The sequence below is a fragment of the Eisenbergiella sp. OF01-20 genome (genome assembly GCF_003478085.1).
Taxonomy (GTDB): Bacteria; Bacillota; Clostridia; order Lachnospirales; family Lachnospiraceae; genus Eisenbergiella.
The window spans coordinates 182,337-207,619 of sequence record NZ_QUES01000004.1 but is presented as its reverse complement, the minus strand read 5'-3'; the positions used below and the strand labels follow the sequence as shown (position 1 = coordinate 207,619).

The 25,283-nt window shown below is 49.7% G+C and carries 19 protein-coding genes; 4 read left to right on the top strand and 15 right to left on the bottom strand.

Annotated features, from left to right (window positions below; translation table 11 throughout):
- Window positions 1–161 precede the first annotated feature (161 nt).
- Window positions 162–1,142 (top strand): LacI family DNA-binding transcriptional regulator, encoded by a 981-nt coding sequence (locus tag DXA36_RS07865; RefSeq protein ID WP_118678041.1) that lies wholly within the window; start codon window positions 162–164, stop codon window positions 1,140–1,142.
- A gap of 127 nt (window positions 1,143–1,269) precedes the next feature.
- Here DXA36_RS07865 and DXA36_RS07860 read toward each other — a convergent pair whose 3' ends face one another.
- From DXA36_RS07860 to DXA36_RS07850, 3 genes are read right to left on the bottom strand one after another with little or no spacing between them, the layout of a single operon-like run.
- A complete protein-coding gene (locus DXA36_RS07860) occupies window positions 1,270–1,710 on the bottom strand; it encodes an RbsD/FucU family protein (protein WP_118678039.1) in 441 nt (146 codons plus the stop codon).
- Between the two features lie 49 nt (window positions 1,711–1,759).
- Window positions 1,760–3,238 (bottom strand): rhamnulokinase, encoded by a 1,479-nt coding sequence (locus DXA36_RS07855; protein WP_118678037.1) that lies wholly within the window; start codon window positions 3,236–3,238, stop codon window positions 1,760–1,762.
- A gap of 9 nt (window positions 3,239–3,247) precedes the next feature.
- Window positions 3,248–5,041: an L-fucose isomerase gene (locus tag DXA36_RS07850; protein WP_118678035.1), complete on the bottom strand. Its 1,794-nt coding sequence runs from the start codon at window positions 5,039–5,041 to the stop codon at window positions 3,248–3,250.
- A 239-nt stretch (window positions 5,042–5,280) separates the two neighbouring features.
- Here DXA36_RS07850 and DXA36_RS07840 point away from each other — a divergent pair, with 239 nt between their 5' ends.
- On the top strand, window positions 5,281–6,195 hold the full coding sequence (locus DXA36_RS07840; protein ID WP_118678031.1) for an AraC family transcriptional regulator: 915 nt from the start codon (window positions 5,281–5,283) through the stop codon (window positions 6,193–6,195).
- Window positions 6,196–6,259: 64 nt separating this feature from the next.
- Here DXA36_RS07840 and DXA36_RS07835 read toward each other — a convergent pair whose 3' ends face one another.
- The 5 genes from DXA36_RS07835 to DXA36_RS07815 form a co-directional block, all read right to left on the bottom strand.
- Window positions 6,260–6,970, bottom strand: coding sequence for a gamma-glutamyl-gamma-aminobutyrate hydrolase family protein (locus DXA36_RS07835; RefSeq protein WP_118678029.1), 711 nt, complete (start codon window positions 6,968–6,970; stop codon window positions 6,260–6,262).
- Between the two features lie 229 nt (window positions 6,971–7,199).
- Window positions 7,200–9,356, bottom strand: a complete 2,157-nt coding sequence (gene gnpA, locus DXA36_RS07830; protein ID WP_118678027.1) for a 1,3-beta-galactosyl-N-acetylhexosamine phosphorylase — start codon at window positions 9,354–9,356, stop codon at window positions 7,200–7,202.
- Between the two features lie 39 nt (window positions 9,357–9,395).
- Entirely contained in the window at window positions 9,396–10,262 is an 867-nt protein-coding gene (locus DXA36_RS07825; protein ID WP_118678025.1) for a carbohydrate ABC transporter permease, read from the bottom strand.
- Between the two features lie 10 nt (window positions 10,263–10,272).
- A complete protein-coding gene (locus DXA36_RS07820; protein WP_118678023.1) occupies window positions 10,273–11,166 on the bottom strand; it encodes a carbohydrate ABC transporter permease in 894 nt (297 codons plus the stop codon).
- 64 nt (window positions 11,167–11,230) lie between these two features.
- The gene (locus tag DXA36_RS07815; RefSeq protein ID WP_118678021.1) at window positions 11,231–12,583 is read right to left on the bottom strand and encodes an ABC transporter substrate-binding protein; all 1,353 of its coding nucleotides are present in this window, start codon (window positions 12,581–12,583) and stop codon (window positions 11,231–11,233) included.
- 319 nt (window positions 12,584–12,902) lie between these two features.
- On the opposite strand from DXA36_RS07815, the gene DXA36_RS07810 reads away from it, so the two are divergent.
- Complete coding sequence (locus DXA36_RS07810) at window positions 12,903–13,730, top strand: helix-turn-helix transcriptional regulator (RefSeq protein ID WP_118678019.1); 828 nt, start codon at window positions 12,903–12,905, stop codon at window positions 13,728–13,730.
- 69 nt (window positions 13,731–13,799) lie between these two features.
- Here DXA36_RS07810 and DXA36_RS07805 read toward each other — a convergent pair whose 3' ends face one another.
- The 7 genes from DXA36_RS07805 to DXA36_RS07770 all read right to left on the bottom strand — a co-directional run bounded on the left by DXA36_RS07805 (window position 13,800) and on the right by DXA36_RS07770 (window position 23,565).
- Entirely contained in the window at window positions 13,800–14,795 is a 996-nt protein-coding gene (locus DXA36_RS07805; protein WP_118678017.1) for a DUF1848 domain-containing protein, read from the bottom strand.
- Window positions 14,792–16,189 (bottom strand): UDP-N-acetylmuramoyl-tripeptide--D-alanyl-D-alanine ligase, encoded by a 1,398-nt coding sequence (locus DXA36_RS07800; protein ID WP_118678015.1) that lies wholly within the window; start codon window positions 16,187–16,189, stop codon window positions 14,792–14,794. The genes DXA36_RS07805 and DXA36_RS07800 overlap by 4 nt, the downstream gene beginning before the upstream one ends.
- Before the next feature lie 64 nt (window positions 16,190–16,253).
- On the bottom strand, window positions 16,254–17,285 hold the full coding sequence (locus tag DXA36_RS07795; RefSeq protein ID WP_118678013.1) for a D-alanine--D-alanine ligase family protein: 1,032 nt from the start codon (window positions 17,283–17,285) through the stop codon (window positions 16,254–16,256).
- Window positions 17,286–17,727: 442 nt separating this feature from the next.
- Complete coding sequence (locus tag DXA36_RS07790) at window positions 17,728–18,930, bottom strand: amidohydrolase (protein ID WP_118678011.1); 1,203 nt, start codon at window positions 18,928–18,930, stop codon at window positions 17,728–17,730.
- 1 nt (window position 18,931) lies between these two features.
- Window positions 18,932–19,882, bottom strand: a complete 951-nt coding sequence (locus tag DXA36_RS07785) for a M23 family metallopeptidase (RefSeq protein WP_182478980.1) — start codon at window positions 19,880–19,882, stop codon at window positions 18,932–18,934.
- Window positions 19,883–19,971: 89 nt separating this feature from the next.
- On the bottom strand, window positions 19,972–20,979 hold the full coding sequence (locus tag DXA36_RS07780) for a SpoIID/LytB domain-containing protein (RefSeq protein WP_182478979.1): 1,008 nt from the start codon (window positions 20,977–20,979) through the stop codon (window positions 19,972–19,974).
- Window positions 20,980–21,276: 297 nt separating this feature from the next.
- A complete protein-coding gene (locus DXA36_RS07770; RefSeq protein WP_118678003.1) occupies window positions 21,277–23,565 on the bottom strand; it encodes a hydratase in 2,289 nt (762 codons plus the stop codon).
- Between the two features lie 370 nt (window positions 23,566–23,935).
- Here DXA36_RS07770 and DXA36_RS07765 point away from each other — a divergent pair, with 370 nt between their 5' ends.
- The gene (locus DXA36_RS07765; protein ID WP_118678001.1) at window positions 23,936–25,261 is read left to right on the top strand and encodes an HlyC/CorC family transporter; all 1,326 of its coding nucleotides are present in this window, start codon (window positions 23,936–23,938) and stop codon (window positions 25,259–25,261) included.
- The last annotated feature ends 22 nt before the right edge of the window (window positions 25,262–25,283 follow it).

Below are 25,283 nucleotides of genomic sequence, written 5' to 3'. Positions count from 1 at the left end.
CTCACTGCATTGTTTGTATAGGCAAATAATAACAGCGAATGTAAACGTTGTCAATACTTTTCCTGTTTTTCTCTTATTTGCACAAAAAACAAAAGGAATCTCCTTTCTTTTTCCCATACGTTATTATATAATATTAACAAATACATCAAAGGAGGATTCCTATGGCAACCAGCAAAGACGTCGCCAGGCGGGCCGGTGTATCCGTAGCCACTATATCCAGAGTTTATCAATATCCTGAACGAGTAAAGCCGGAAACAAGAGAGTTGGTTTTAAAGGCTGCCAGGGAATTGGACTACTATCCCAACCTTCTGGCCAGAAGCCTGAAGCAAAGCAGGAGCAACTCCATCGGCATTGCTGTAAACGATTTCACAAACCCTTTTTATTTTCAGGTAATCGAACAAATACATAACCGGCTGGACCATACCGATTATCAGCTGTTAACGTTTTCACCTTCCGGTAACTACTTCTCGAACAACAAGGTAATACGTTACCTGCGCTCCAACCAACTGGATGCCTTTCTGTTTACCCCGTTATTTTATAACAAGGAGGATCTGCGTCTGTTTACGAATTCCAAACAATATTGCCTTCAGCTTTATACGGACTACTACGACGGACTGGATTCCATTACCATTGATGACCGGTACGGCACCTACCTTGCGGTCAAATATCTGCTGGAAAACGGCCATCGTAAAATCCTGGTGCTGAACGTTGCCGTAGATGGCAAGGATGTGCGGGACGAAGGGTACAATCAGGCTTATTTTGACAGGGATCTGGTTCCGGATCCGGAATACATCCTTCACTACTCCTGTAACCGGAATTACATCAAATCCATCGAAGATAATATCATGCGGTTAAAACCTACCGCCATCATATGCCACGCGGAAACGCTGACCATATGGACTCTGTCCGCCCTGAAGGAACTGAATCTGAACTATCCGGAGGATATCAGCCTTATCGCATATGATGATCACCCCTGGGCCGATATCATGGGGATAACTGCAGTCGCCCAGCCTATAACTCTTGTGGGAAGCACTATTGCGGATACGGTATTGGACGCGCTTTCCTCCACGGATCCCAAACCTGTCATCAAGAAAAAAATAAGACCGGAATTGATTATGAGGGACAGTGTGCGGATGCTGTAAATTGCGGCATTGACCACAAAAAAAGGCTATCCTCTGCTGCCAACAGAGGATAGCCTGTAACTAAAAATTATGCGTGAATCCGAATTGTAATGCCGGTTACTGAATGCAATTCTTTATAAAATAGTTTTCAGCCGGTGACAACACCCTTTTGCAGCATCACGTTGGCATAAACAGCCATTTCCCCGGTTGCCACAATGGCATAGGCGGTTTTGGCCTCTTCATAAAAAGCGAAACGTTCGATATTCCCCACCGCATCGCTCCCTCTGTCGTCATGCCTGGTGATGATTTCCTTATACGTATCCCAGATAGGGGTCTTTACCGGATCGCCGGGCATTACCTCCATGAGGTTCACCGGATGCTCCACATAGGTGTCCAGCGGGAATACCCGGAGGATCGCATCCAGGATTTCCGGCACACCGTGGCCGTCAAGACGCACGACTTTGGCATTTTTCCCCATGGATTCCACCGGGAAATTGCCGTCCGCAATCACGATTCTGTCACTGTGGCCCATCTCACACAGAACCTTTAAAAGCTCCGGTGATAAAATAGAAGGGATTCCTTTTAACATAGCTGCCTCCAATCACCAATTCTGTAACAGTTCGGACAAGTCTGTGCTGTTACACCCAATTCTTACAATCTTCCTGATATTTCCGGTATGCCGCTTCCCATTTTTCCGGATCCTGAGGCTCAAACCTGCGGATATCCTCCGATGCACGGATCACACTGCGGATTTCGCCGAGGCTTCCGATAGAACCTTCCGCCATCAGCTGGATAGCGATGTTTCCGTAAACGGTTGCTTCCACCGGGCCGGCGCAGACCGGGCACCCGCACGCATTTGCAGTCAGCTGGCAGAGCAGGGCGCTCTGGGTCCCGCCGCCCACCATATGGATTACCGGATATTCTTTTCCCGTGCATTCTTTAATCTCTTCCAGCGCCATGCGGTATTTCAGCGCAAGGCTTTCATTGATGCAGCGCACCAGCTGGCCTTCTGTTTCCGGCACCGGCTGACCGGTACGTTTACAGAATTCCCGTATTCTGCGGGGTACATTTCCTGAAGGGGCGAATTCCGGCGCATCCGGATCGATCAGGGATCGGAAGGGTTCTTCCGGTGCAGCCAGTTTTTCCAGTTCCCCGAAGCTGAATTCTTTTCCTTCCCTCATCCACTGGCGGCGGCTTTCCTGTATCAGCCAGAGTCCTATAATATTTTTCAGGAAGGAAATCTTTCCTCCCACGCCGCCTTCATTGGTAATGTTAAAACGGGTGCTGTTCTCATTGATAACAGGAGCATCCAGTTCCGTCCCGAACAGGCTCCAGGTACCGCAGCTGATAAAAATAAAATCCTTTTCCCCGGTAGGCACCGCGGCCAGCGCGCACTGGGTATCGTGTCCGGCACCCGCCACCACCTTCATGGATTCCACTCCCAGCTCCTCGCAGATTTCCGGCCGCAGCATACCTACCGGTGTACCGCTTGGAACGATTTGCGCAAGCAGACGTCCCGGCAGCTTTAATGTTTCAATAACCTCCTGTGACCATTCCTTGTGCACCGCATCCAGCAGCTGTGTGGTGGATGCCGCGGAATACTCACAGCATTTTTCCCCGGACAGATAATAGGTAAAAAGATCCGGCATCATCAGGAGGCTGTCCGCCATATCCAGCAGCCTTTTCCGGTTCAGGGATAAGTACAGAAGCTGGAATACCGTATTGATTTCCATAAACTGATTGCCGGTGATTTGGTAAAACCGCTCCTTGTCAATGCTCTCAAAGCTTTTTTCCAGCATACCGGCAACTCTGCCGTCCCGATAGTGCACCGGATTCTCCAGGAGGTTTCCCGCCTCATCCAGGATGCCGAAATCAACCCCCCAGGTGTCCACACTGATGCTGTCTATTTTGCCGTAAGCCTTGGACTTAAGCAGCCCCTGTTTTATTTCATGGAATAACCGGAGGAAATCCCAATACATCGTTTTTCCCAGAATAACGGGGTCGTTGGAGAAGCGGTGAAGCTCCTCCACGGTTATTTTATCCCCGTCAAAGGTTCCCAGCATAACCCTGCCGCTGGAAGCCCCCAGATCAACCGCCAATACCTTCTTTGTTTCCATAGGCCCCTCCTACTTGTACAGAGGTCCGTATGCCTCACATGCACGGTAATCCTGGCCTTCCTTATCCATGCCAAACGCATTCCATGCGGAAGGGCGGAAAATCTTTTCCTCCGGCACATTGTGCATGCTTACCGGAATCCGCAGCATGGAGCACATGGTAATCAAATCCGCTCCGATATGTCCGTAGCTGATAGCGCCGTGGTTAGCGCCCCAGTTATTCATTACATCATAAGCCGTTGCAAACGCGCCTTTTCCCGTAGTGCGGGGTGCGAACCAGGTGCAGGGCCATGTATAGTCGGTACGTTTCCAGAGCTTGTCGGATACCTCATCCGGCAGCTTCACGGTCCAGCCTTCCGCAATCTGAAGCACAGGCCCCAGGCCCTTAACCAGATTCAGACGGATCATGGTAACAGGCATTTCCGCTTCGGTAAGGAATCTGGAAGAATAGCCGCCACCTCGGAAATAGCCGAAATCAGCCGCATTCCAGGTAGTGGCATCCATAATGGCTTTCTGATCCTCTTCGGTAATATCATACCAGGGCTTCATCACGCCATTGCCGTTTTCGTCCTTTGCCTGTCCGTTTGCATCCAGACATGCCGCACCGGAATTGATCAGATGGATAAAGCCGCCCGCATCCCTGGCAACACCTTCGATATCATAGCCGGTTGCTTTCTTAACTGCTTCCGGGCTCCAGTAGGTACGCACATCGGCAAATATCTGCGCGCGGTTGGTCAGAAGCTTCATGAACATCATTCCCAGGCCGTTCAGAACATCATTTTCGGTTGCAAGGACATAAGGCTCCCTCGCCCCGTTCCAGTCAAAGGAAGTATTCAGCATCGCCTCGGCAAAGTCACAGTTAGGATAGAAATCCGTCCACTGGCGCTGTCCCTGGAAGCCCGCCGCGATGGCATTGTGTCCCACCATTTCTTCTTCGCAGCCTTCGGGAAGATTCTTATTGCCGTTCATCAAATCCTTGATGATACACATCATCTTCACAACAAACGCCCAGTCCTCATCTTTCTTTTCCCTGGATTTCTGAACAGCTTCCGGATTCTTGTCAAAGCCCTCGATACAGTTGGCCTTTGTCCAGGCTAACGCTTTTTCAAACTCGGCTTTATCATAAATACCTTCCGTCATGCGGCGGATAATTTCCACTTCATCCACGGATTCCACACGCATACCCAGATATTCTTCAATAAATGCCGGATCGATAATGGATCCGCCGATCCCCATACAAATAGAACCGATCTGCAGGTAAGACTTGCCTCTCATGCTGGCTACCGCTACCGCAGCGCGGCCGAAACGCAGAAGCTTCTCAACCACATCCTCCGGAATATCGGTGGCATCCGCATCCTGCACATCATGTCCGTAAATACCAAAAGCAGGAAGCCCCTTCTGTGCATGGGTAGCCAGCACGCTTGCCAGATACACCGCACCGGGACGCTCTGTTCCGTTAAATCCCCATACCCCCTTGATGGTTTTGGGATCCATATCCATGGTCTCCGCACCATAGCACCAGCAGGGTGTTACCGTCAGAGTAATATCCACACCGGCCTTACGGAATTTATCCGCACATGCCGCAGTCTCACCCACCCGTCCGATGGTGGTATCCGCGATAATAACCTTTACCGGATCACCGTTGGCATAACGAAGGTTTTCCTCAAACAGCTTCGCCGCCGCCTTCGCCATATTCATGGTCTGCTCTTCCAGAGACTCCCTCACCTTAAGATAGCCTCTTCTTCCGTCAATCGTAGGTCTGATGCCGATCACCGGAAAATCCCCCACATATCTGTTCTCTGCCATTTTCTTTCCCTCCTTGTAAAAATACCATTACCGGTTTCTCTTTGACATGCCGCAGTTATATATATACGGACGATGTCTGTTATGTTCAGTATAACATTGGCAATTTGTTTTTGCCTGTGTTATAATGGCAAAAAATATAACAATATTCACTTTTATACAAGCTTCCCTTTTCCCTGTGAAAAAGGAAAACGGATTCTTTCAAAGGCCGCCCCCCAGGGGTGCTGCGGAGGGAAACAAGAATGCATTATCTGGATTATAATGAAAAGATAGAACACGGGACCCCGGACTTTCCCATCGCCTTTTATCATGTGGACGAGCATCATTCCCGCTACAACATGCCCTTCCACTGGCATAAAGAAATGGAGCTGATACAGGTGCAAAGCGGCTTTCTGCGCCTGTATCTGGACGACAGGGAGATTCTGGCCCAAACAGGTGACGTGATACTGATCGAGGAGGGCGTTATCCATGGGGGAATCCCGGAGCACTGCGTATATGAATGCGCCGTATTTGACCTTAAGGCCACCCTGATGCACACGGATGCCTGTAAAAAATACATCCGTCTCATTTCCCGCCATCAGATTCAGCTATATCCTTATTTTCAGGCGGTTCCTCCAAAAGAAACGGATCCGTCCGTTTCCTCCCTTCCCGGTATATCCCCCGCCCCGAAGGATTATACCCGCCTTCTCCGGGCCGTGGAAAGGCTCTTTGATGCCATCCGCTATCCTCATGCAGGCAGCGAACTAAGCACCCTCGGTGCCCTTTATGAGATTTTCGGCTGTCTTTTTGAAGAGGAATACTATACACCGGCCACGGATGCCCCCGCCTCCGGCCAGAAAAAAATGGATCAGCTGAAGCCGGTGCTGGAATACATCGATTCCAATTATTCCGGCACCGTCACGCTTACGGATCTTTCCCGTATCGCGGGTATGACCCCCAAATATTTCTGCCGGTATTTCCGGGCCGCCATTCACCGCACACCCATGGATTACCTGAATTATTACCGGATAGAACGGGCCTGTTATATCCTGAGCACCACGGAACTTCCTGTCACCGACGTCGCATATCAGTGCGGTTTCAATGACAGCAGCTATTTTGTGAAAACCTTCCGGAAATATATGGGCGTTACGCCGAAGCAGTATGCACTCCGCCTGTAAGCGGCTTCCGGCCCCGGGGAACTTCCCCCGTCCTGCTTAGACCAAGTAAGCGGCTTCCCTCCCGTCACAATTCCATCCCGCAGGCTTGAACAAAGCCTGCAAATATGGCCCTGCTGTCTTGCGATGTGATATACGAGAATTCGGGATGCCACTGTACTCCAAGGAAAAACCGTTTTCCTTTCATATAGACGCTCTCAACCAGCCCGTCCGCCGACCGCGCCGCTGCTTCCAGCCCGGGTGCCAAATCCCGGATAGCCTGATGATGGCAGCTGTTCACAGAAATCGTTTTTTTACCGGTAATTTTCCACAAAAGAGAGTCTTTTTCCACAATTACCTCATGAACGCTGCGATCATAGGGCGACTGCTGGTGATGCTCGGTTTCTGTGGGATACTCCGTGGGAATATCCTGGTACAGCGTCCCTCCCAGCGCCGCATTCATTATCTGAATCCCTCTGCAAATCCCAAGCACAGGCTTGTCCGCTTTCAGGATTTCGGGCAGAAGGATCTGTTCCATCTCATCCCGCATGACACAGGTTTCCCCGCAGGTATCCTTCTTTTCTTCTCCATAGACAGGCGGCTCCACATCCGGCCCGCCTGTCAGCACAAAGCCGTCCAGCTGTGCGGCAAGCTGACGCAGTGTCTCCTGTTCCCCGGTCAATGGGAGCATTACCGGGATTCCCCCCGCATCCTCCAGACCTTTCATATATCCGGGAAGCATCCAATAGCTCTCCTTCCCGCTGTCATACAACGGGGCTATTCCTATTACAGGTTTCATTTTCCATCCTCCTTCAGCAGATAGGTAGTTCGGGCCTAACCAATTATAGCATCTCTCCGGCGGTTCGGAAATAACGGCTGCATCCTCCGTGATCCAGCTTTATGTCCCACAATGGTAACAGCTCTCTGCGTTCCAACCTTATATTCAGTAACGCACCCCTTTTTATTCCGCAAAAAAGGTGCCGCAGAACCTGTTATCCCGGCTCTGCAGCACCTGTGTATAGCTATTTTCAGATCTCGTACCAGATAATCTGGTTCGGTTCCAGATCCAGCTGAAAGCTGATGCCGTCTCCCTTGTAAACGGTGGTGGACTGTGCTTCATAAGTATTGTTAACCACACAGTATTTTCCGTTCTTGATATAGGCATGTACTTCTACGTTAACATTCGTGCTGAACCACTTGTTAATATTTTCTTCGTCCCCGGCGCTCCAAAGGATAGCGCGGTATAGCAGTCTGCTGTTTTCAAAGCTGTAAGGAAGGCCGCTGATGTAAACGGCACGGCCTTTTCCGAACTCGTTCACTGCCAGATGCACCTCTTTATCCTCTGCGCACAGCACCTTTGCATCCGCAAGCGCATAAACGTATCTTCTTGATTCCCCAAAATCAATCGCGCTTTTCGAATCCTCCGTGATGAAATGGCTGTGGGTTTCCCAGTTATACTTATCATATCCCAGGGTAAAATCTCGTTCTTCTTCCACGCCGAATACATTGGACAGCTGGAAGAAGTGGCCGTTGGCCTGATGGCCGCTGGGTTCTCCCACCCCGATAATACCGCCTCCGTTGTATACAAATTCCTTTACGGCGGAAGAAATCACCGGATTGCACCACCACTCGCCGCCCGTATGGGCCGTATCCGCATCCCCTACGTTGATAATCACATCGATATCTTTGAGAATGTCCTTATTTTCCAGAATATCCTCAAAGCTGATAAATTTCACATCAAAAGGAGCTCCTGAAAGGGCCTCTATGATCCCTGCATAGGAGTAATTCTGTTTGAAGTAAATGGCATGGTGCACCATATGGCAGCCCCAGGCTCTCATTTTACCCCAGCAGTTCAGTACAGCCACCTTTTTCACACAATAGGGGGTGGTACCCTTGATATTTTCATACAGTTCCCTGAATTCCTCACAAACCGATTCCACATATTCCACAAAATCGGGGAACTCATTGGCAAGCTTCAGATACCCGCCGTAACCGATACGATCAATGGGTTTTCTTAAGATAGCGCGCCTTGCCGTCACCCAGTTATATTTTGCCTCTTTTACCGGATCGCCTCCCTCGTGGAAGGTATCGGGGAAGAAATAAGGCAGAAGGCGGCCTTCCGTATACGTAACCCCTTCGATATCACTGATCAGGCGTAAGGTCGATCCATTGCCTACGCTTCCTACCACCGCGTCCAGTCCGATGCTCTTGAATTCTTCCATGAACGGTTCCGTACCGATCCAGTGATCGCCCAGGAACATCATGGCCTCTCTGCCGCATTCATGACAGATATCCACCATTTCCTTAGCTATCTTGGCCACTTCCCGTCTCTGGAAAGCCTGGAAATCCTTGAATTCCCTGGAAGGAATGCGGTACTGGTTATTGTAATAGCCCTGATCGATGATATATTCCGGACGGAAAGGATAGCCTGCTTCCTTTTCAAACTGCTCCAGGATATAAGGGCTTACCGATGCGGAATAGCCATACCAGTCCACGTACTTTTCTCTCGCCAGTTCGTCGAACATCAGGGTGAACTGGTGGAAAAAGGTGGTGAACCGGAGCACATTAACATAAGGATGATCCTCAATGAACTTCCGCAGACGCTTCATCGTATATTCATGGGTTTTCGGCTGTCTCACATCAAAGGTGATCTGATGCTCCACATCCTTCCAGTCATTTACAACGGCATTGTACATGTGAACCGGATCCCACATAATATAAGCAAGAAAGCTCACCGTATAATCATGGAAAGGAATACTCTTGATTTCCACTTCTCCTGCGGCCTCATCATAAGACCAGTCCCCTGCGGGCACCACCTCTCCGGTGCTCCTGTCAATCACTTCCCACCAGCGCCTGATATCATCCCGGCTGTTAGGTGTGAGCATATCCGGATACAGGCCTTTCATGAGACGGACCCTGAGAACCTTCCCGTCCGCCGTGTAAATAGGCGTCATTACATACATCTGCTGGATTTCATCCGGATTGGCCTTCGCCCAGTCATTATCTTTTCTGGTGGTATAATAGGTGGAATATACCTTTAATCCCACATCCTTTAATTCTATGGGGAAATCTGTACCGTCGCAGTCGCGCACCGCGTCAGCCCCCCAGCGCCTGGATAATTCCAGGGTCTCCTGAATCACATCTATATCAGTAGGAATTGTTACTCTTCCTTTCTTCTGGTCCATCCTGCGGCCCCTCCTGTCTTTTCTTTTATTTACAAGGTATTATCCCTTGATACCGCCGCCTGTTACGCCGGCAATAATCTTCTCGGATAAGAAGATATATAATAAGAACGTAGGTAAAAATACGATGACAACAGCTGCGAACAATCCGCCGTAATCTCCTGTGTATTTCATGGAGTTTACAATCTGCAGCAAACCGACTCCAACAGGTGTCATCTTCTCGGAGCTTGCGAAGATCAGGGCCATGAAGAATTCATTCCATACTCCCAGGAAGTTGAAAATAGTAACCGTGATCAGCGCGGGCTGAACCAGAGGCAGCATGATAACCCAGAAGGTTTTCGCCGGAGGACAGCCGTCAATCGCCGCCGCTTCTTCATAGGTTCTTGAAAGCGTTGCGAAGAAGTTGAGCAGATAGGTTGTGGTATAAGGCACATTCAAAAAGATATACAGCAGTATCAGAAGAATCCTGCCCTTCAGGTTCCATTTCGTTGTCAGGGCAAAAATAGGCATGATAATCATAACAGCCGGGATACTCATAGCCACAATAAGCCCTGATTTGATAATCTTATTTCCAATGAAATCAAATCGGGACAGCACGTAAGCGCCCGGTGCAGATATCAGGATAACCCCTGTACAGGAAACGACTGCATATAGCAGGGAGTTGGCAAAGAACACGGACACATTCTGTGCCTGCCATGCATTCACATAGTTTTCCAGATGGAATCCCGTCTCAAATTTAAAAACGCCGCCGGAAAAGATTTCCCTGGATGTGGAAAGGCTGGCCCCAAGAATCCAAAACAAAAAGGCGGCGGTAAAAATAATCCAGACAAGTACGATAATATATCCCGGAAGGAGAGCCAGTTCTTTTCTCCAGTTCACTTTTTCTTTTACTTTGTTCTTTTTACTCATCTTACCCTCCTTAAAATTCCAGATCGTCATCCCGAAGCAATCTGTTCATAACGAAATAAATCACTATGATAATGAGTGCAAGGACAACACCCACAGCAGCACCTGCGCCCGCATCCCTTGTTGCATTCGCTTTTCCGCCGAATACCGTATCATACAGATAAACTACCGGAACAATGGTGGTCGCTTCCGAATCCACCGGGGAGAACATCTTGGACCAGAGGAAGAATGTGGTGGTATGCACACTCCAGAATGTGATATTGGTTTTGGTAATCCCTTTCAGCAGGGGCATGGTTATCTTTCCGAACTGCTGTACTTTATTGGCACCGTCAATGGTGGCCGCCTCATACAGATCCTGCGGGATTCTTTCAATACCGCTGATAAAAATCAGCATATAATAGCCCACGGCGCCGAAAATGAAAGCAAAGAGCATCGCCCAGAATTTGGTATCCGTTCCCAGCCATTTCACTCCGTTCAGCCCTAATGTGGTCAAAATCTTGTTCAGCATACCATAATCGTTATTATATACGTACTGAATCCACATGGTAGCCAGTGCAACCGCACTGATTACGTTAGGAAGGTAAATGGCAGCACGGAAGAATTTTTTAAAACGGATTCCGCTGGTAAGGATTACCGCAAAAAGCAGGGAAAAAGACAGAGTAATAATACCGCCCACCAGCCAGATACGGAACATATTCCACATGGAAACCAAGTAGGTAGGACTCTTAAAAATCCGGGCATAGTTCCCAAAACCGTTGAAAGTCCATGTGGACATGTTGGCGGTAACACTCTCTATCTGAAAGAAACTCATGACTAATGTCCTGGCAACCGGGTACAGATACATAACAATCAGGGTCAACAGGCATGGAAGTATGAAACCTACAATTAAAGCCTTGTTTTTTTTCATTCTATGTCACCTCACCTTATGAAAAGAGGCGGCGCCACTTAAGCGCCGCCTCCGCCAGAAAAACTTATTTATACAAAGCGTCCAAAGCCTTGGCAAAGTCTTCGCCGGTAGCATATCTGCCTTCATACAGTCCGATACAGATATCTTTAATATTTGTGCCCAAATCAGCGTTTTCATTCAGTCCCATGTTCCAGCTGAGAGGGTTGCTTGTTGCTAACAGAGTTTCAACGGTACCATTCATGATGGCAGGAGCTGTGTTGTTAGGGTCCGCAGGAATCTGAGAACCTGCATCGGCCATCTTCTGGTCAAATTCTCCGCTTGTAAGTAACATCAGGAAATCGAATGCTGCCTGAGGGTTCTCACTGTAAGAAGTAATTGCAAGGGAGTTGGCACCTGCATAAGCGTTGGAAGGATCCGCGCCGCCTTCTATTTCAGGGTAATTGAACATTCCCCAGTTAATCTCTGAGCCGGTGTTATTGTTGATTTCAGCTGCTACGTAGTTCGCACATACAACCATTGCCACCTTGCCGGTAAGGCCGATTTTGTTCTGGCTGGAAGGATATTCATCCGGTGCGCCGTCTGCCAGATATCCGGCATTTACAAAGTCAATAATCTGCTGGGCTGCTTTAGCAACGCCTTCGTTCTCACTCCATCCGCCGTTCAGGGAAAGTTCTTTAATGACATCCTCTCCGATAACCCTGTCAAGATGGTAACCGAATGTGAAATCGGAATATGTACTGTCAAGTGCCAGCGGCTGATATCCCTTGTCTACCATAGTCTGGCAGGCTGCGAGGAATTCTTCCCAAGTGGTGGGAACTTCGATTCCGCAGTCATCGAAAATATCTTTGTTGTAGAATACACCGCCTACCTGAGGCTGTTCGGTAATTGCGCAAAGGAATCCGGCCCATCCTGTTACCACTTCATTAAAGCACTTAAAGCTGTTGGCTTCATAGTTGGCGGCCTTTGCCATGTCTGTTAAATCGTAGCAGTATTCTGCATAGGTCTTTCCGATTCTGGAGTAGTCATCCTCGAAGATATCAATCTTCTCTCCGGATTCCAGTGCCGTTGCAAGTATGGTCTTAACATCACGGCCCTTCCACTCGATATTTATGGTTGCGCCTGTCTGCTCTTTAAAAGCGTCGGCTGCTTCCTGGATTACTTTTCCCTGAGGTTCTGTGGAGTTCCACATGGACCAGAAGGTCAATGTTACGTCGCTGTAATCAGCTGCACCGGCATCTGCTGCGGTGGTCTCTGCCGTTGTATCAGCGGGTGTTTCTTCTTTTGCTTCTTCGGTAGCTGCAGGCGCCGGTGTCTCGGCCGGTGTGCTTTCAGCAGGTTTGCTGCTGCTGCCGCAGCCTGCGAGCAGGCTCGTCGCCATAACAGCAGTTAATAACAAACTGACAATCTTCTTTTTCATTTTTTTCCTCCTTTTGTTTGAACATTTCCGTATTGCTTTTTGATAATATCAGTATATCCTCAATAACATATCTATACAATCCATATGTTGCTTCATTTTTTATAATTATTGCTTTTTGAAGCAACATTTGATAAAATATTTTTAGTGATAAACGTGCATCAAAGAAAAAATTAAATAATTTTTTTAAACAATGTGCTTAAGAGGGGGATTTTTGAGGTTGTCATTTTTACATTTTTGCACATCTTTTTTGTACAAATGCTCACTTTCTTTGCACATCCTATTTTTGCCAACGCAGTATTTCTAAAAAAGGAGCGTATTTATGCCTATTTCAAGATATCCGCTGGAAAATGATGATATTAATCCGATCAATGCCAAACTGTTATACGTCACACATTCCGTTTATGAAAATGACTGGCCGAGCCTGCCCCATACCCATTACTTTACGGAGTTATGCTATATTAAAAAGGGGAACGGGAATTATTTGATAGAAGATCAGATTTATCCGATAAAAGAGGATGATTTCATTATCATAAACGCCAATATCGCCCATACGGAACGTTCGGTGGGAGAGGTTCCTCTGGAATATATCATCCTGGGCGTGGAAGGGCTTAATTTTTCTTTTGAAGGGGATCACGAGCACATTATTTTCAACTGCAGGAATGATCATGCCAAGTTTATCTATCTTATGAATGGGCTGCTCTCGGAAATGGAGGAAAAGAAACCTCATTACGAACTGGTATGCCAGGATCTGCTGGAACTGCTGATTGTCAACCTGATCCGGCGCACACATTTTGACTTTGAGTTCGTCCCTTCCGTTAAATCCAGCCGCGAGTGTATTAAGCTGAAACAGTACATTGAGTCAAACTATCCCCAGGATATCACCCTGGATACCCTTGCGGAGGTGTCCCATCTGAATAAATATTATATGGTGCATGCCTTCACACGCCAGTTCGGTTGCTCCCCCATCAATTATCTGTGTGAGGTAAGAATAAAGGCCAGCAAAGAGCTGCTGGCCACTACGGATTACAGTATTACGGAGGTCGCCCAGTCCTCGGGCTTTTCCTCCCAGAGCTATTTCGCCCAGTGTTTCCTGAAGCACTGCCGCATGACCGCCAGCGCATATCGGAAAGCCTGTCACAACGAATGAACATAAGCTGTTTTCCGATCTGCAGCAAATACACCTATGGACGGAACAGGAACGGATATCCTTATTTTCTCAAAGGGGCAGTTCATACTGCCCTTCGAAGCAGGAAACAGCCTTTCGCTCCCTCACCTTCTCCCCTTCCCGGACGCTGCCCACGAGCAGCTCTCCCTGTTTGTCCGCCTTACGCAGATTTTCCTCCAGGGACCTTGGCGAATGGTTAGCATAGCAGTAAATGCAGCCGTTGCGGCAGGTATTGTAAGCGCCGATATCAACGCTTTCATAACAGCCGCAGCCTTTCCGCTGCCCTTTATCCGGCTTAAGGCGGAGCTTTCCGCCCAGGATTTCCTCCAGCACCGCCTTATCGATACAGGCGGCCCTTCCCACACCCAGAGCGGACAGATCCGCTTCTTCACAGCAGGCATTTACAGGAATGCCCATAGATGATGCGGTGCGGGAAAAAAAGGCGGCAAGCTCTTCCATTTCTTCTTTATTTACAGGACGCAGAAGTTTCTCCTCCCGTAAACGCAGGGCGTCACTCCCCGCCTCCGGGCAGCCGGATCGCTGCGCGGCGTTTCCTATCCCGCGCTTTTCGTACATATCCACAAAGCTGATGGTAATACTCCGCATGCATCCCTGAAGCTCTCTGCAAAGTCTTGCAAATTCCCTTTTATGGTAAGCCGGATTCAGGACCTCATTTACCACCACCGGATCATAACGCCATATGATGCGCTCTCTTCCGATTTCCCGGGCAAGCTCCCGGAAGCAGTCCTCGATCTCCTTTTTATCCCGCAGCCCCGGTTCCAGGTTTTTTCCGTAGGGGGTCAGCGTGAACTGGAAATAATACCGGTAGCCCCTGTCGGAAAGCTCCTTCAGATAGGGCATGAGGGGCGCCGGATCCTTGCTCCAGAATACGATGCCATCCACGGTTTCCGGGGAAAGGGGGATTCTGCTGATCTGGCCGTGGTTCATGGGATTTCTCACCACCACATATCCGGCCCGGATCCGGTTCATAAACCATTCGCTGTGCCGGCACGGGATATCGGTCCGCCTGGATACGGATACAATCATGACAGCTGCTCCACTATCTTTTCAAATCCCATACCATGGGAAGCTTTAATCAATACGGTATCTCCGGGCCTGAGTATCTCTTCTATCCCTTTGAGCAGGCTTTCCCTGTCTTCAAAATAGAAAACAGCACCTGCCGCGCCCGTGTTCTTTTCTTCTGCCGCTTTCACTGCCCCTTCATAAATACAGCGGGCCAGTGTTCCTGCGCAGATAACGCATTCCACACCTGCGTCAACCGCGTATTTTCCCACACGGGCGTGCATTTCCTTTTCCTGCTCCCCCAGCTCAAACATATCTCCCATGACGGCGACCCTGCGGCCGTCCGCCTGCAGAAGCAAATCAACAGCAGCCTCCATAGAAACCGGATTGGCATTATAGCAGTCATCGATCAGCACCTTATCCGCCAGCTTAACTATATGGCTTCGCCCGCTCACGCTTTCCGCCCCGGCAATCCCGTCCCGGATTTCCTCCGGCTTCAGCCCAAGCAGCAGCCCCGCCGCGGTTGCCGCCAGGGCGTTATATACCATATGCTCTCCCGGCAGGGGGATTTGTACCGCAAAGCTTTCCCCGTTCCCGTGGATGACCGCCTCGCTTCCAAACAGACCTTTCCCCCGGATATCCGTGGCATATACCTGACATTCCTCCGACAGGCCGAAGGTGACAGGCTTTTTGCCCTTCACTTCCTTTATGGAAGCCAGCATATCATCATCACCGTTCACACAAACGCTGCCGTCTTCGTCCATAAAATCAAAGATTTCTGATTTTGCCTTCAGGATCCCCTCCCGGCTTCCCAGGAATTCCAGATGGCACTGGCCGATATTGGTCATAATACAGATATCCGGCCTGGCAATACGGCTCAGATTATGCATTTCCCCAAAATGATTGATCCCCATTTCCAGCACGGCCACCTCCGTATCCCCGGGCATGGAAAGCACGGTAAGCGGTACCCCTATTTCATTATTATAGTTACCCTGGGTTTTGTGTACCTTATACTTTTGGGCGAGCACCGCCGCCACAAACTCCTTTGTGCTGGTCTTTCCCACACTTCCGGTGATTCCCACCACCTTTACAGGCAGCTGCCTGCGGTAGAATTCAGCGATCCGTTTCAGGGCCTCAAAGCTGTCCTTAACAACAATACAAGGGCCTGGTATATCCTCCGGCTCCTTTTCACATACTGCGCCCAGGGCACCTCCGGCAAAAACATCAGGTATAAACCGGTGTCCGTCCACCCGTTCCCCCTTTGTGGCAACAAATATAAAATCCGCGGCCGCCTTTCTGGAATCGATCACAACGCCGGCTGCTTCCCTGCTGCATGTTTCCTTCCTGCTCTCTTCGGAAGGGTACACAAGCCTTCCTTCACAGACCTTTGCAATATTGGTCAGTGTCATATTTTTCATACTCGGTTTCTCCTCATGCTATTCCGTTCCGGTTCGTTCGTAATCGTTCAGACAGCCCGGATGGTTACATTCCGTCCTTCAGTGCCAGCTGCAGAATCCATTCGCACAGATCCTCAAAGCAGATGCCGATAGCCTGCGCTTCCTGAGGAATCAGGGAGGTGGGTGTCATTCCCGGCAGCGTATTGGCCTCCAGGCAATAGACCTTCCCGTCCTCGTCCATCATGAAATCCATACGGGCATACTGCTTCAGGCGCAGCGCCTGAAATACCTGCTCGGAGATGCGCTGCATTTCCTCCGCCTTCTCTTCCGGCAGATCAGCAGGGCAGGTTTCAACCGTGCTGCCCGCCTGGTATTTATTTTTATAATCATAAAATCCGCTGATGGGTGCAATTTCAATCACCGGCAAGGCTTTTCCGTCGATGACGGCACAGGAAAATTCCCGGCCCTGAATATATTGTTCAACTACCGCTTCCTCATCATATAGGAAAGCTTCCTTTAGGGCCGCCTGGTATTCCGTCTCATCATGGGCGATGCATACACCGACGCTGGATCCGCCCCTGCAGGCTTTTACCACACAGGGAAAAGGCACCCGTTCCCCGTTATCCTCACCTTTTACCACATGGATCCCCTCCGGGGTGGGTATGGAATGGAAAGCAAACAGCTCCTTTGCCAGGCTTTTATCCATAGCCAGTGCGGAACTGACATAATCCGTACCGGTATACCGGATTCCCAGCAGGTCAAAGGCCGCCTGTACCTTTCCGTTTTCCCCGTCTTCGCCGTGCAGTCCCAGGAAAACCACATCCGCCATCTGGCAGACAGGGATGACTCCCGGGCCGAAAAAGCTCTTCCCGCCGTCTGGGCGCATCGCTTTTATCCGGGAAATATCCGGATTGCTTTCCCGAACCCCACCGATAGTTTCCGCCCAGTCCCTATCCTTTTCAAAAATATCTTCATAGTCCCCTTCATATCCTAAATAGACATCCAGAAGAATGGCCTGGTGTCCTTTTTTCTTCAGCGCTTGATAAATCATCCGGCTGGAGCTGAGGGATACATCCCTTTCTGTACTGATTCCGCCGCCTAACACTACGATTTTCATGCATTTCCTCCCTTATCCCGTCATTCCACAGTCTTTCTTTTTGGTAACAGTCCCTCTCCTTCACAAACGGCTGGATTCCTGTGAACGGTTACCCTTTTTCTACCTTATTTTTCACCCCTCCTGTTTATGCAGGGACAAGTCTGAAAAGTGTATTTTTGACTGTGCTTCTCAATTGTAGCATATATACAGCGTTTGTAAAATGAAAAAAGTGCTTCTTTTTTGGCGCTGTGTGCTGCTAAGTTACTGGTCACGGACTAAACAGTAACGCTGCAGAAACGGAAGCTTGCAAACCGGGAGGCCGGGACAATGCAGGGAGGGACAAATGGAGAGATAAGACATGCGGAAGGTTCTCTCCCCTGTCCGGGGACAGGGGAAAGAACCTTTGTTTTGACGGCAATGAAGCCGGGCCGGCTGTTACCGGCAGGAATTTTAGAGGAAATGGTTAGAAATTTTCGGCACGGTATACGATATTGCCGTTAATTATGGTGCACATGGTTTTGGTGAAGGTTTCCATGGGGTTGCCGGAAAAAATGGCGATATCTGCATCTTTTCCGGGTTCCAGACTGCCTACTCTGTCGTAGACACGGCAGATGCGGGCGGGGTTGCAGGTGATGGCACGCAGGCCCTCTTCCATAGGGAGGCCGGATTTTACGGCAAGGCCTGCACAAAGAGGGAGGGACTGGATGAGGGTGACGGGATGGTCCGTGGTTATGGCCACGAGAACTCCGGCTTTGTGGAGAATGCCCGCCGTTTTAAAGGCCATGTTCTGTACCTCGATCTTGCTGCGGCTTGACAGGTCGGGTCCTACGATGGCAGGAAAGCCTTCCCTGGCCAGTTCCCCGGCTATGAGGTGGCCTTCGCTGCAGTGGTCAAGGGTGATGGAAAGGCCGAACTCCCTGGCGATCCTGATTGCGGTAAAGATATCATCCACGCGATGTACATGGGCTTTGAGGGGGATTTTCCCTTCCAGGACGGGCAGCCAGCATTCCATGCGGAAATCGGGTTCAAAGGGAGCATCGGATGGTTTGTCTTTATCCTGCCGGGAAGCCTGCCAGGCTTGTTTTTTCTTTTGGTATTGTACGGCTTTGAAGAGTTCTTCCCGGAGCAGCCCGGCTATAGCCATCCGGGTGACAGGTGATTTCTGCTGGTCGGCAAAGTTCACTTTTGGATTTTCCCCGAAAGCGATTTTCATGGCAGCGGGTTCTTTGACGATTAAATCGTCAATGCGACGGCCTTTTGTTTTAATAAAGATAAACTGGCCGCCCACGATATTGGAGCTTCCCGGGCCTACCATGATAGAGGTGATTCCCGCACGGACAGCGTCATCAAAAGCGGCGTCCATGGTGTTTACCGCATCCAGTGCCCTCAGCCAGGGTGTGATGGGAGACACGTTTTCGTTGCAGTCGTCTCCCTCCATGCCTTTTTTCTCTTCCGTGATGCCCACATGGCAGTGCGCCTCTACGAGGCCGGGCATAACCAGACAACCGGAGGCATCGATAACTTCCGTGTCTCTGCCCTCCGGTATTTTTATCTGATCCGTAACTGCGGCAATTTTTCCATTTTCAATAAGCACGCATCCCCCTGGCAGGACTTTCCCTGCCATAGTCAGAATGCGCCCATTTATAATAAGAAGCGTTTCACCCATTTCAGCTCAGCCTGTTCAGCGGATTCACCGGTTGGCCGTCCTTGGTCAGCTTGAAATAAACATTGCAGCCCTCCACGCTGTAATATTTCGTGGGTTCCGCTACCTTTCCTATAATTTCTCCTGTGGTGATCACATCACCTTCCGCAACGGTAAGATCGGTGAGCTGTCCGTAGGTAAGCTCATAGCCGTCTCCCAGGTTAACCACGACAGCCATTCCGATTTCAGGATCCTGATAGACGGAGGAAACCTGTCCATCCGCTGCTGCGGCAATTCCTTCTCCCTGGGTGGCTGCGATAATGATGGCGGGATTATACTTGTATTGCTGGAGAGTTGCGAAATAAACGGTCTTGTCCATGCTGTAATTGACAAGTACATTTCCCACGATAGGCCATACCAGGGTATCGCTGTCCGTAAAATCAAGGGCGGGTGTGGTGTTCATGGCATCCTCGTCACGTTTTGCGGTATCGGAGGAATCGTCTGTTTTGGCAATGGCATCCGCCGCATTGGCTTCCAGCACTTCTTCAGCCGGATCTGCGGCAGCAAGTTCCTCATCCTTTGCCGCCTGTTCGTTCTGTGCGGCATCCGCCAGGCCTTCGCCTGCCTGTCCGTTTTCCAAAGATGCCTGATTTTGTCCGGCCGTGCTTCCCAGCATGTTCATGCCGGGGTTGTCCACATCTCCGGAATTGGCTTCCTGGAAGCTGGGATCGTAATCCAGTTCACCGCTGTCGGCAAGCTGGCCGTCTCCTGTGCTGCCGTCGGCCTGTGCTTCTCCTGCTTTTTCTTTATTGGATTCTTCCAAAGCGGTGAAATCCACCACATATCCGTCTTCCTTGTCCTGACTTTTGTTTCTTACATACAAACCGGTAGCAGTCAGCGCCGTCAGAACGAGGCAGCTGGACACCAGCATGATCGCTTTTTCTTTTCTAAAGCTTGATCTCCTTCTTCTTCTCATAGGGCATTCCTTCTCTTTCCTATTCATTTTGGCAGATGCCAATTATCAGTTGAAATCCTTCAAGCTTAGTCTTTCCGTTTTCCTTTCCTTTATTCAGTTTTTTGTATTTCAACGCCTTCAAAAAAACCTTTTAAAAGCGCGAGAAAATCTTCTCCCTGTACTGCCCTTCTGTTCGCCTCATACTGGCAGAATCCCAGACCATGCCCTACTCCCTTACTTTCCAGCGTGACGGTTCCCCCATTTTCACTTATGGTAAAGCAAGAGGACTGGATGGAAAAAAGGCTTCGGAATTTTTCTCCGGACATATGTATTCCTTTTGCCTCCACCCACAGCACATAACCGGCGCTGTCCCGGGTCAGGGTGATTTTTTCAGCCCCGTCCACTCCCATGGTCTGCCAGAAATCTTTTTCCTTCAGGGTGACGGTGCTGCTGTAGCCGGACGCCTCGATGTCATGGCTGCAGTCCACGCTTGTCAGGTAGTCGTAGCCCTCTCCGAACACTTCTTTTCCGTTTCTTGTCTTTCCCGCGCTGAGCCAGAAATAAGCGGGTTCAATCACCTGGCCTTCCCAGGTCAGGTACATTCCTCTGGTCTGCGCCGCGGCGGAGGATATTTTGGCCTGTTTTTCTTCATAGGCATCCTCCCAGAGGGTTTCCCTGCTGCGGACATCCAGATAATCCTGTCCGATATCCCGGGCATAAATGAGATTATCATCAATGGAACTTCTGTTTTCATAGGCCCGCATGCAGAGGGTGCGCAGGATTACCGCCTGGGCCTTGAGAGTCTCCTCTTCACAGTCCGCGGGAATGCTCGCGGCAAGAGCGCCCTCCACATAGGTTTCCAGAGGAAGCCTGCTCACACCGACCCCGGTTTCGCAGGCCACCATAATGCTGCTTTCCTCTCCGGGTACCGCCAGGGTTTCCTCTCCCACCTCTCCCTTTCCGAACAATAAACTGCAGGCATAGGGCAGAAGCAGCAAAAATAAAAGCACCGCGCAAAGGTCCAGCAGCCTCTGCCGGCCTGCGGTGCTTCGGAACGTACCCTGCAGCGGTCTTCGGGAAAAAGACCGCGCTTTCGGTAATAGGGAATTTCTGTCCATATGCATTTCTCCTTTTCCCGCAAAAATGGTTACCATTCTCATCCTGCCGGTTTTATCCCGCCGGCGTCCTGCAAACAACCGGATCCGCAGCGTAAATTGCAGGTACTATATTTTATGTGACAATCGTGAATTTATTCCCGCGGACAACGGGCCAAACGGAACGCAGAGCAAATACCCCATGAACTTATATTTACTGCGCTTCCTGCAGAAAAAAGGGACAGAAAAGCCGCCTCCGGGATTTTTCCCGCGCCGGGAAACCAGGGCGCGGGAAAAAACGCAGATACGGCTCATATTTTTTTATACTCTGTTGTAATTGATAAGGCAGCCCTCCAAAATAATCCGGCGTTCTTCCTTTGTCAAATCACCTAATGTGAGGGTGAAAGGCTTCAGTCCGTCCGCTTTCACCGCATAAGCGGTAATGCTGCCCTGCTCTTCCTCCACTGCCTTCCGGATCCCGGGGATAAACAGATAATCCAGATTGGCGAAGGGCAGTTCCCCTTCTTCTATAAGGAAAGGAAGCATTCCCCAGTTGATCAGGTTGGAACGGTATCTCTTGGTGGCGTATTCATTGGCTATATTAGCCCAGCCTCCCAGCACCTTCTGACAGCTCGCCGCCTGTTCTCTTGCGGAACCGTCTCCGGGCTTGACCGCAAAAATAGTGGAACCAAAACCGATATTTCCTTCTCCCGCCTCCGGGAACTGCTTATGGATGGTTTCCATGACAGGAACCAGCTCGGGTTTTGCCTCTACAGGGCATCTGCCTTCCATCACTGCGGTCTGCGCTTTTTGGATTTCCTTTGCCCTTCCCACATAGGCGGGATCTTTTCTGGACAGGGTGAACTCCGCAAGCCCCAGGGGGTTGGAGCGGTAGGAGGAGGTTTCCCCGGAAGGGATCAGTTCGTCCGTTGTGGTGACCGGATCATGGATTTCGGATACCACCTGAAGCACCATATTCTCAGGAAGGCTGCACATTGCCGGCCAGTCTTTGATATTGGGACCGAAATGGATTTCCACCTCCGGATCGGCCACGCCCCTGGAATCGAATACACGGTTTTCATAAATCTTGGAATCAAAATGATATTTATATTTTCCAAGCTCACCCTCAAATTCCGTAGCGGGCGTGAGGAAACCTTTATTGGCTGCCGTTGCAGCAATGGATCGGGCATCCATGAGGGCGACAGATGCAATCTGCCCGTTCTGGAGCTTGCTTCCTTCCCTGTTGGGGAAGTTCCTGGTGGAATGACGAATGCTGAAGCCGTTATTGGCAGGCGTATCCCCTGCACCGAAGCAGGGACCGCAGAAGGCAGTCTTCATTACCGCGCCGGTTTCCAGAATTGCGGCCGCACAGCCGTTTTTAATAAGCTCCATATAGACAGGCATGGAAGCCGGGTATACGCTCAGGGTGAATTCATCCGAACCGATGTATTGTCCCTTCAGGATATCCGCCGCCGCGCAGATATTCTCAAAACCGCCTCCCGCACAGCCTGCAATAATCCCCTGATCCACATAGAATTTTCCGTTTCTTACCTTATCCTTCAGGGAATATTCCACCGCGCCGTCAAGGCTTACCGCCGCCCGCTGCTCCACTTCATGGAGGATATCCTCCAGATTGGCATTCACTTCTTCAATAGTATACGTATTGCTGGGATGGAAAGGCATGGCGATCATAGGTTTTACCGCAGACAGATCCACGCAGATCATGCCGTCATAATACGCCGCCTCTCCGGGGGCAAGTTCCTTATATTCTTCTTTTCTTCCATGGATTTCGTAAAATTTCCCGATAACCTTATCTGTTTTCCAGATGGAGGAAAGGCAGGTTGTCTCCGTGGTCATAACATCAATGCCGATACGGAAATCCGCACTTAATTTTTCAACGCCGGGGCCTACGAATTCCATCACTTTATTTTTCACATACCCATTTTTGAAAACAGCCCCAATAATAGCCAGCGCAACGTCCTGGGGACCTACCCCCTTTACCGGCTCCCCGGTAAGATAAACGCCTATCACGCCGGGCATCTTGATATCATAGGTCTGGTTCAGAAGCTGTTTAACCAGCTCCGGCCCGCCTTCCCCCATAGCCATAGTGCCCAGGGCGCCGTAGCGGGTATGAGAATCGGATCCAAGAATCATCCTGCCGCCGCCCGCCAGCATTTCCCTGGCAAACTGGTGGATAACCGCCTGATGAGGGGGAACATAAACTCCGCCGTACTTCTTTGCGCAGGTAAGCCCGAACAGATGGTCGTCCTCATTGATGGTTCCGCCTACCGCACAAAGGGAATTGTGACAGTTGGTGAGTACATAGGGGATGGGGAACTTCGTCAGGCCGGAAGCCCTCGCCGTCTGAATAATCCCCACAAAAGTGATGTCATGGGATGTGAGCTTGTCAAATTTAATTTTCAGGTTGTCCATGCTGCCGGAGGTATTGTGGCTCTCCAGAATCCCGTAGCTAATCGTTTCCTTTGCCGCCGCTTCCTTATCTATCTGCTTTCCGGTTTTTGCCGCAATAGCAGCAGCCGCTTCCTGATTATCAGGAATGATTTCCGTGCCGTTTACAAGATAGGCACCGCCTTCCAGTAATGTTACCATGTGTTTCCTCCTTCTATTTATGTAATGCATCAATAAAACTTTCCTAGTTGGTTACTAATACTTTATTATAGAGGAAACAGAAAAAGGAATCAATCTTAAATTACGGAAGGCAAAATAACGGCAAATGGCATATGTTAAATTATTGCTAAATTACACCCAGGATTCTTGATTCTTATCTCCCGGTCTGGTATTCTGTTTCATAAAAAATAACAGCAGAAAGGAGGAATGCATTATTATGGAAGAATCGGACGACGGCGACGGGAACCCTTCCCGCTTTCAATGCCCTGCGGTTATTCTGCTGGAATGAACAGAGATATCATTTTCCGGGTAACTGTCATAGGATTGAAAAAAGAAAGGATTTCATTTACATATGAATATTACTTTGCTCATAATTGTATTTTGTATTATCATGTCTGCTTATTTCTCGGCAACGGAAACTGCATTTTCTTCTTTAAACCGTATCCGTATTAAGAATATGGCTGAAAAGGGAAACAAACGGGCCGCTTTGGTTTTGAAACTGTCGGCGGATTATGACAGGCTTCTGTCCACCATTCTCATCGGCAATAATATCGTGAATATCGCCTGCGCCTCTCTTGCCACACTTTTGTTTGTGCGTCTTTTGGGAGAAGATTTGGGCGCCAGTGTGTCCACTGCCGCCACCACCGTCATCGTCCTTATTTTCGGTGAAGTTTCTCCGAAAAGTATTGCAAAGGAAAGTCCCGAAAGCTTTGCCATGTTTTCCGCACCTATCCTGAATGTTATGGCGATACTCCTCACTCCCCTGAATTATTTGTTCAAGCTTTGGAAGCGGGTGTTATCCAGGCTTTTCCGCACATCCTCCAGCCAGGCGATTACAGAAGAGGAACTGATAACCATTGTAGAGGAAGCGAGGCAGGGCGGCGGGATCGACGAACAGGAAGGGGATTTGCTGCGTAACGCCATTGAATTCAACGATTTAAAGGCAGCGGACATTCTCACGCCGAGAATTGATATCAAAGGGGTGAGCATGGATTCCTCCAAAGAAGAAATCGCTTCCGTCTTTGCAGCCACAGGTTATTCCAGGCTCCCGGTATATCATGATTCCATTGATAACATTACCGGCATTCTGTATCACAAGGACTTTTATAACCAGATTTACGGAGCGGGAAAGAAAGCCGAATGCCCTGAAGCAAGCCGCGGAGTATTTGACCCTCACGACAGCCGCCAACCTGACGCACAAGCGCGTACGGCTGGTTCGTTTCCCGCAGGAATAAAGGACGTAATACGTCCGGCCCTCTACATCACCAAGCACAGGAAGATCAGCCATTTGCTGCAGGAGCTGCAGGCTTCAAAGCTGCATATCGCCATTGTTATCGATGAATTCGGAGGAACCGTAGGGATTATTACCCTGGAGGATATCCTGGAAGAGCTGGTAGGTGAAATCTGGGATGAACATGATGAAATTATACAGTCCATACAGAAGCTTTCCGGCAATGAATTCGTTGTTATGGGAAGCGCCAACGCGGATAAGCTTTTTGAGCAGCTGGGTATTGAAGAGGAAACGGAAAGTGTATCGGTTAACGGCTGGATAATGAATGAGCTTCGGAAAATACCCGAAAAGGGGGATTCCTTCCGCTTCCATGACTGGCAGGTTACCGTCACGGAAATGGAGGAAAGGCGCGTGAAAACAGCGCGTCTCTTCCGCACTGCCGCCTGACGGGGATACCCGCCCATAAAAA

Coding starts and splice junctions, on each gene's coding strand:
- DXA36_RS07865 (WP_118678041.1), top strand. CDS start 162: ATGGCAACCAGCAAAGACGTCGCCAGGCGGGCCGGTGTATCCGTAGCC.
- DXA36_RS07860 (WP_118678039.1), bottom strand. CDS start 1,710: ATGTTAAAAGGAATCCCTTCTATTTTATCACCGGAGCTTTTAAAGGTT.
- DXA36_RS07855 (WP_118678037.1), bottom strand. CDS start 3,238: ATGGAAACAAAGAAGGTATTGGCGGTTGATCTGGGGGCTTCCAGCGGC.
- DXA36_RS07850 (WP_118678035.1), bottom strand. CDS start 5,041: ATGGCAGAGAACAGATATGTGGGGGATTTTCCGGTGATCGGCATCAGA.
- DXA36_RS07840 (WP_118678031.1), top strand. CDS start 5,281: ATGCATTATCTGGATTATAATGAAAAGATAGAACACGGGACCCCGGAC.
- DXA36_RS07835 (WP_118678029.1), bottom strand. CDS start 6,970: ATGAAACCTGTAATAGGAATAGCCCCGTTGTATGACAGCGGGAAGGAG.
- gnpA (WP_118678027.1), bottom strand. CDS start 9,356: ATGGACCAGAAGAAAGGAAGAGTAACAATTCCTACTGATATAGATGTG.
- DXA36_RS07825 (WP_118678025.1), bottom strand. CDS start 10,262: ATGAGTAAAAAGAACAAAGTAAAAGAAAAAGTGAACTGGAGAAAAGAA.
- DXA36_RS07820 (WP_118678023.1), bottom strand. CDS start 11,166: ATGAAAAAAAACAAGGCTTTAATTGTAGGTTTCATACTTCCATGCCTG.
- DXA36_RS07815 (WP_118678021.1), bottom strand. CDS start 12,583: ATGAAAAAGAAGATTGTCAGTTTGTTATTAACTGCTGTTATGGCGACG.
- DXA36_RS07810 (WP_118678019.1), top strand. CDS start 12,903: ATGCCTATTTCAAGATATCCGCTGGAAAATGATGATATTAATCCGATC.
- DXA36_RS07805 (WP_118678017.1), bottom strand. CDS start 14,795: ATGATTGTATCCGTATCCAGGCGGACCGATATCCCGTGCCGGCACAGC.
- DXA36_RS07800 (WP_118678015.1), bottom strand. CDS start 16,189: ATGAAAAATATGACACTGACCAATATTGCAAAGGTCTGTGAAGGAAGG.
- DXA36_RS07795 (WP_118678013.1), bottom strand. CDS start 17,285: ATGAAAATCGTAGTGTTAGGCGGCGGAATCAGTACAGAAAGGGATGTA.
- DXA36_RS07790 (WP_118678011.1), bottom strand. CDS start 18,930: ATGGGTGAAACGCTTCTTATTATAAATGGGCGCATTCTGACTATGGCA.
- DXA36_RS07785 (WP_182478980.1), bottom strand. CDS start 19,882: ATGAGAAGAAGAAGGAGATCAAGCTTTAGAAAAGAAAAAGCGATCATG.
- DXA36_RS07780 (WP_182478979.1), bottom strand. CDS start 20,979: ATGGACAGAAATTCCCTATTACCGAAAGCGCGGTCTTTTTCCCGAAGA.
- DXA36_RS07770 (WP_118678003.1), bottom strand. CDS start 23,565: ATGGTAACATTACTGGAAGGCGGTGCCTATCTTGTAAACGGCACGGAA.
- DXA36_RS07765 (WP_118678001.1), top strand. CDS start 23,936: ATGAATATTACTTTGCTCATAATTGTATTTTGTATTATCATGTCTGCT.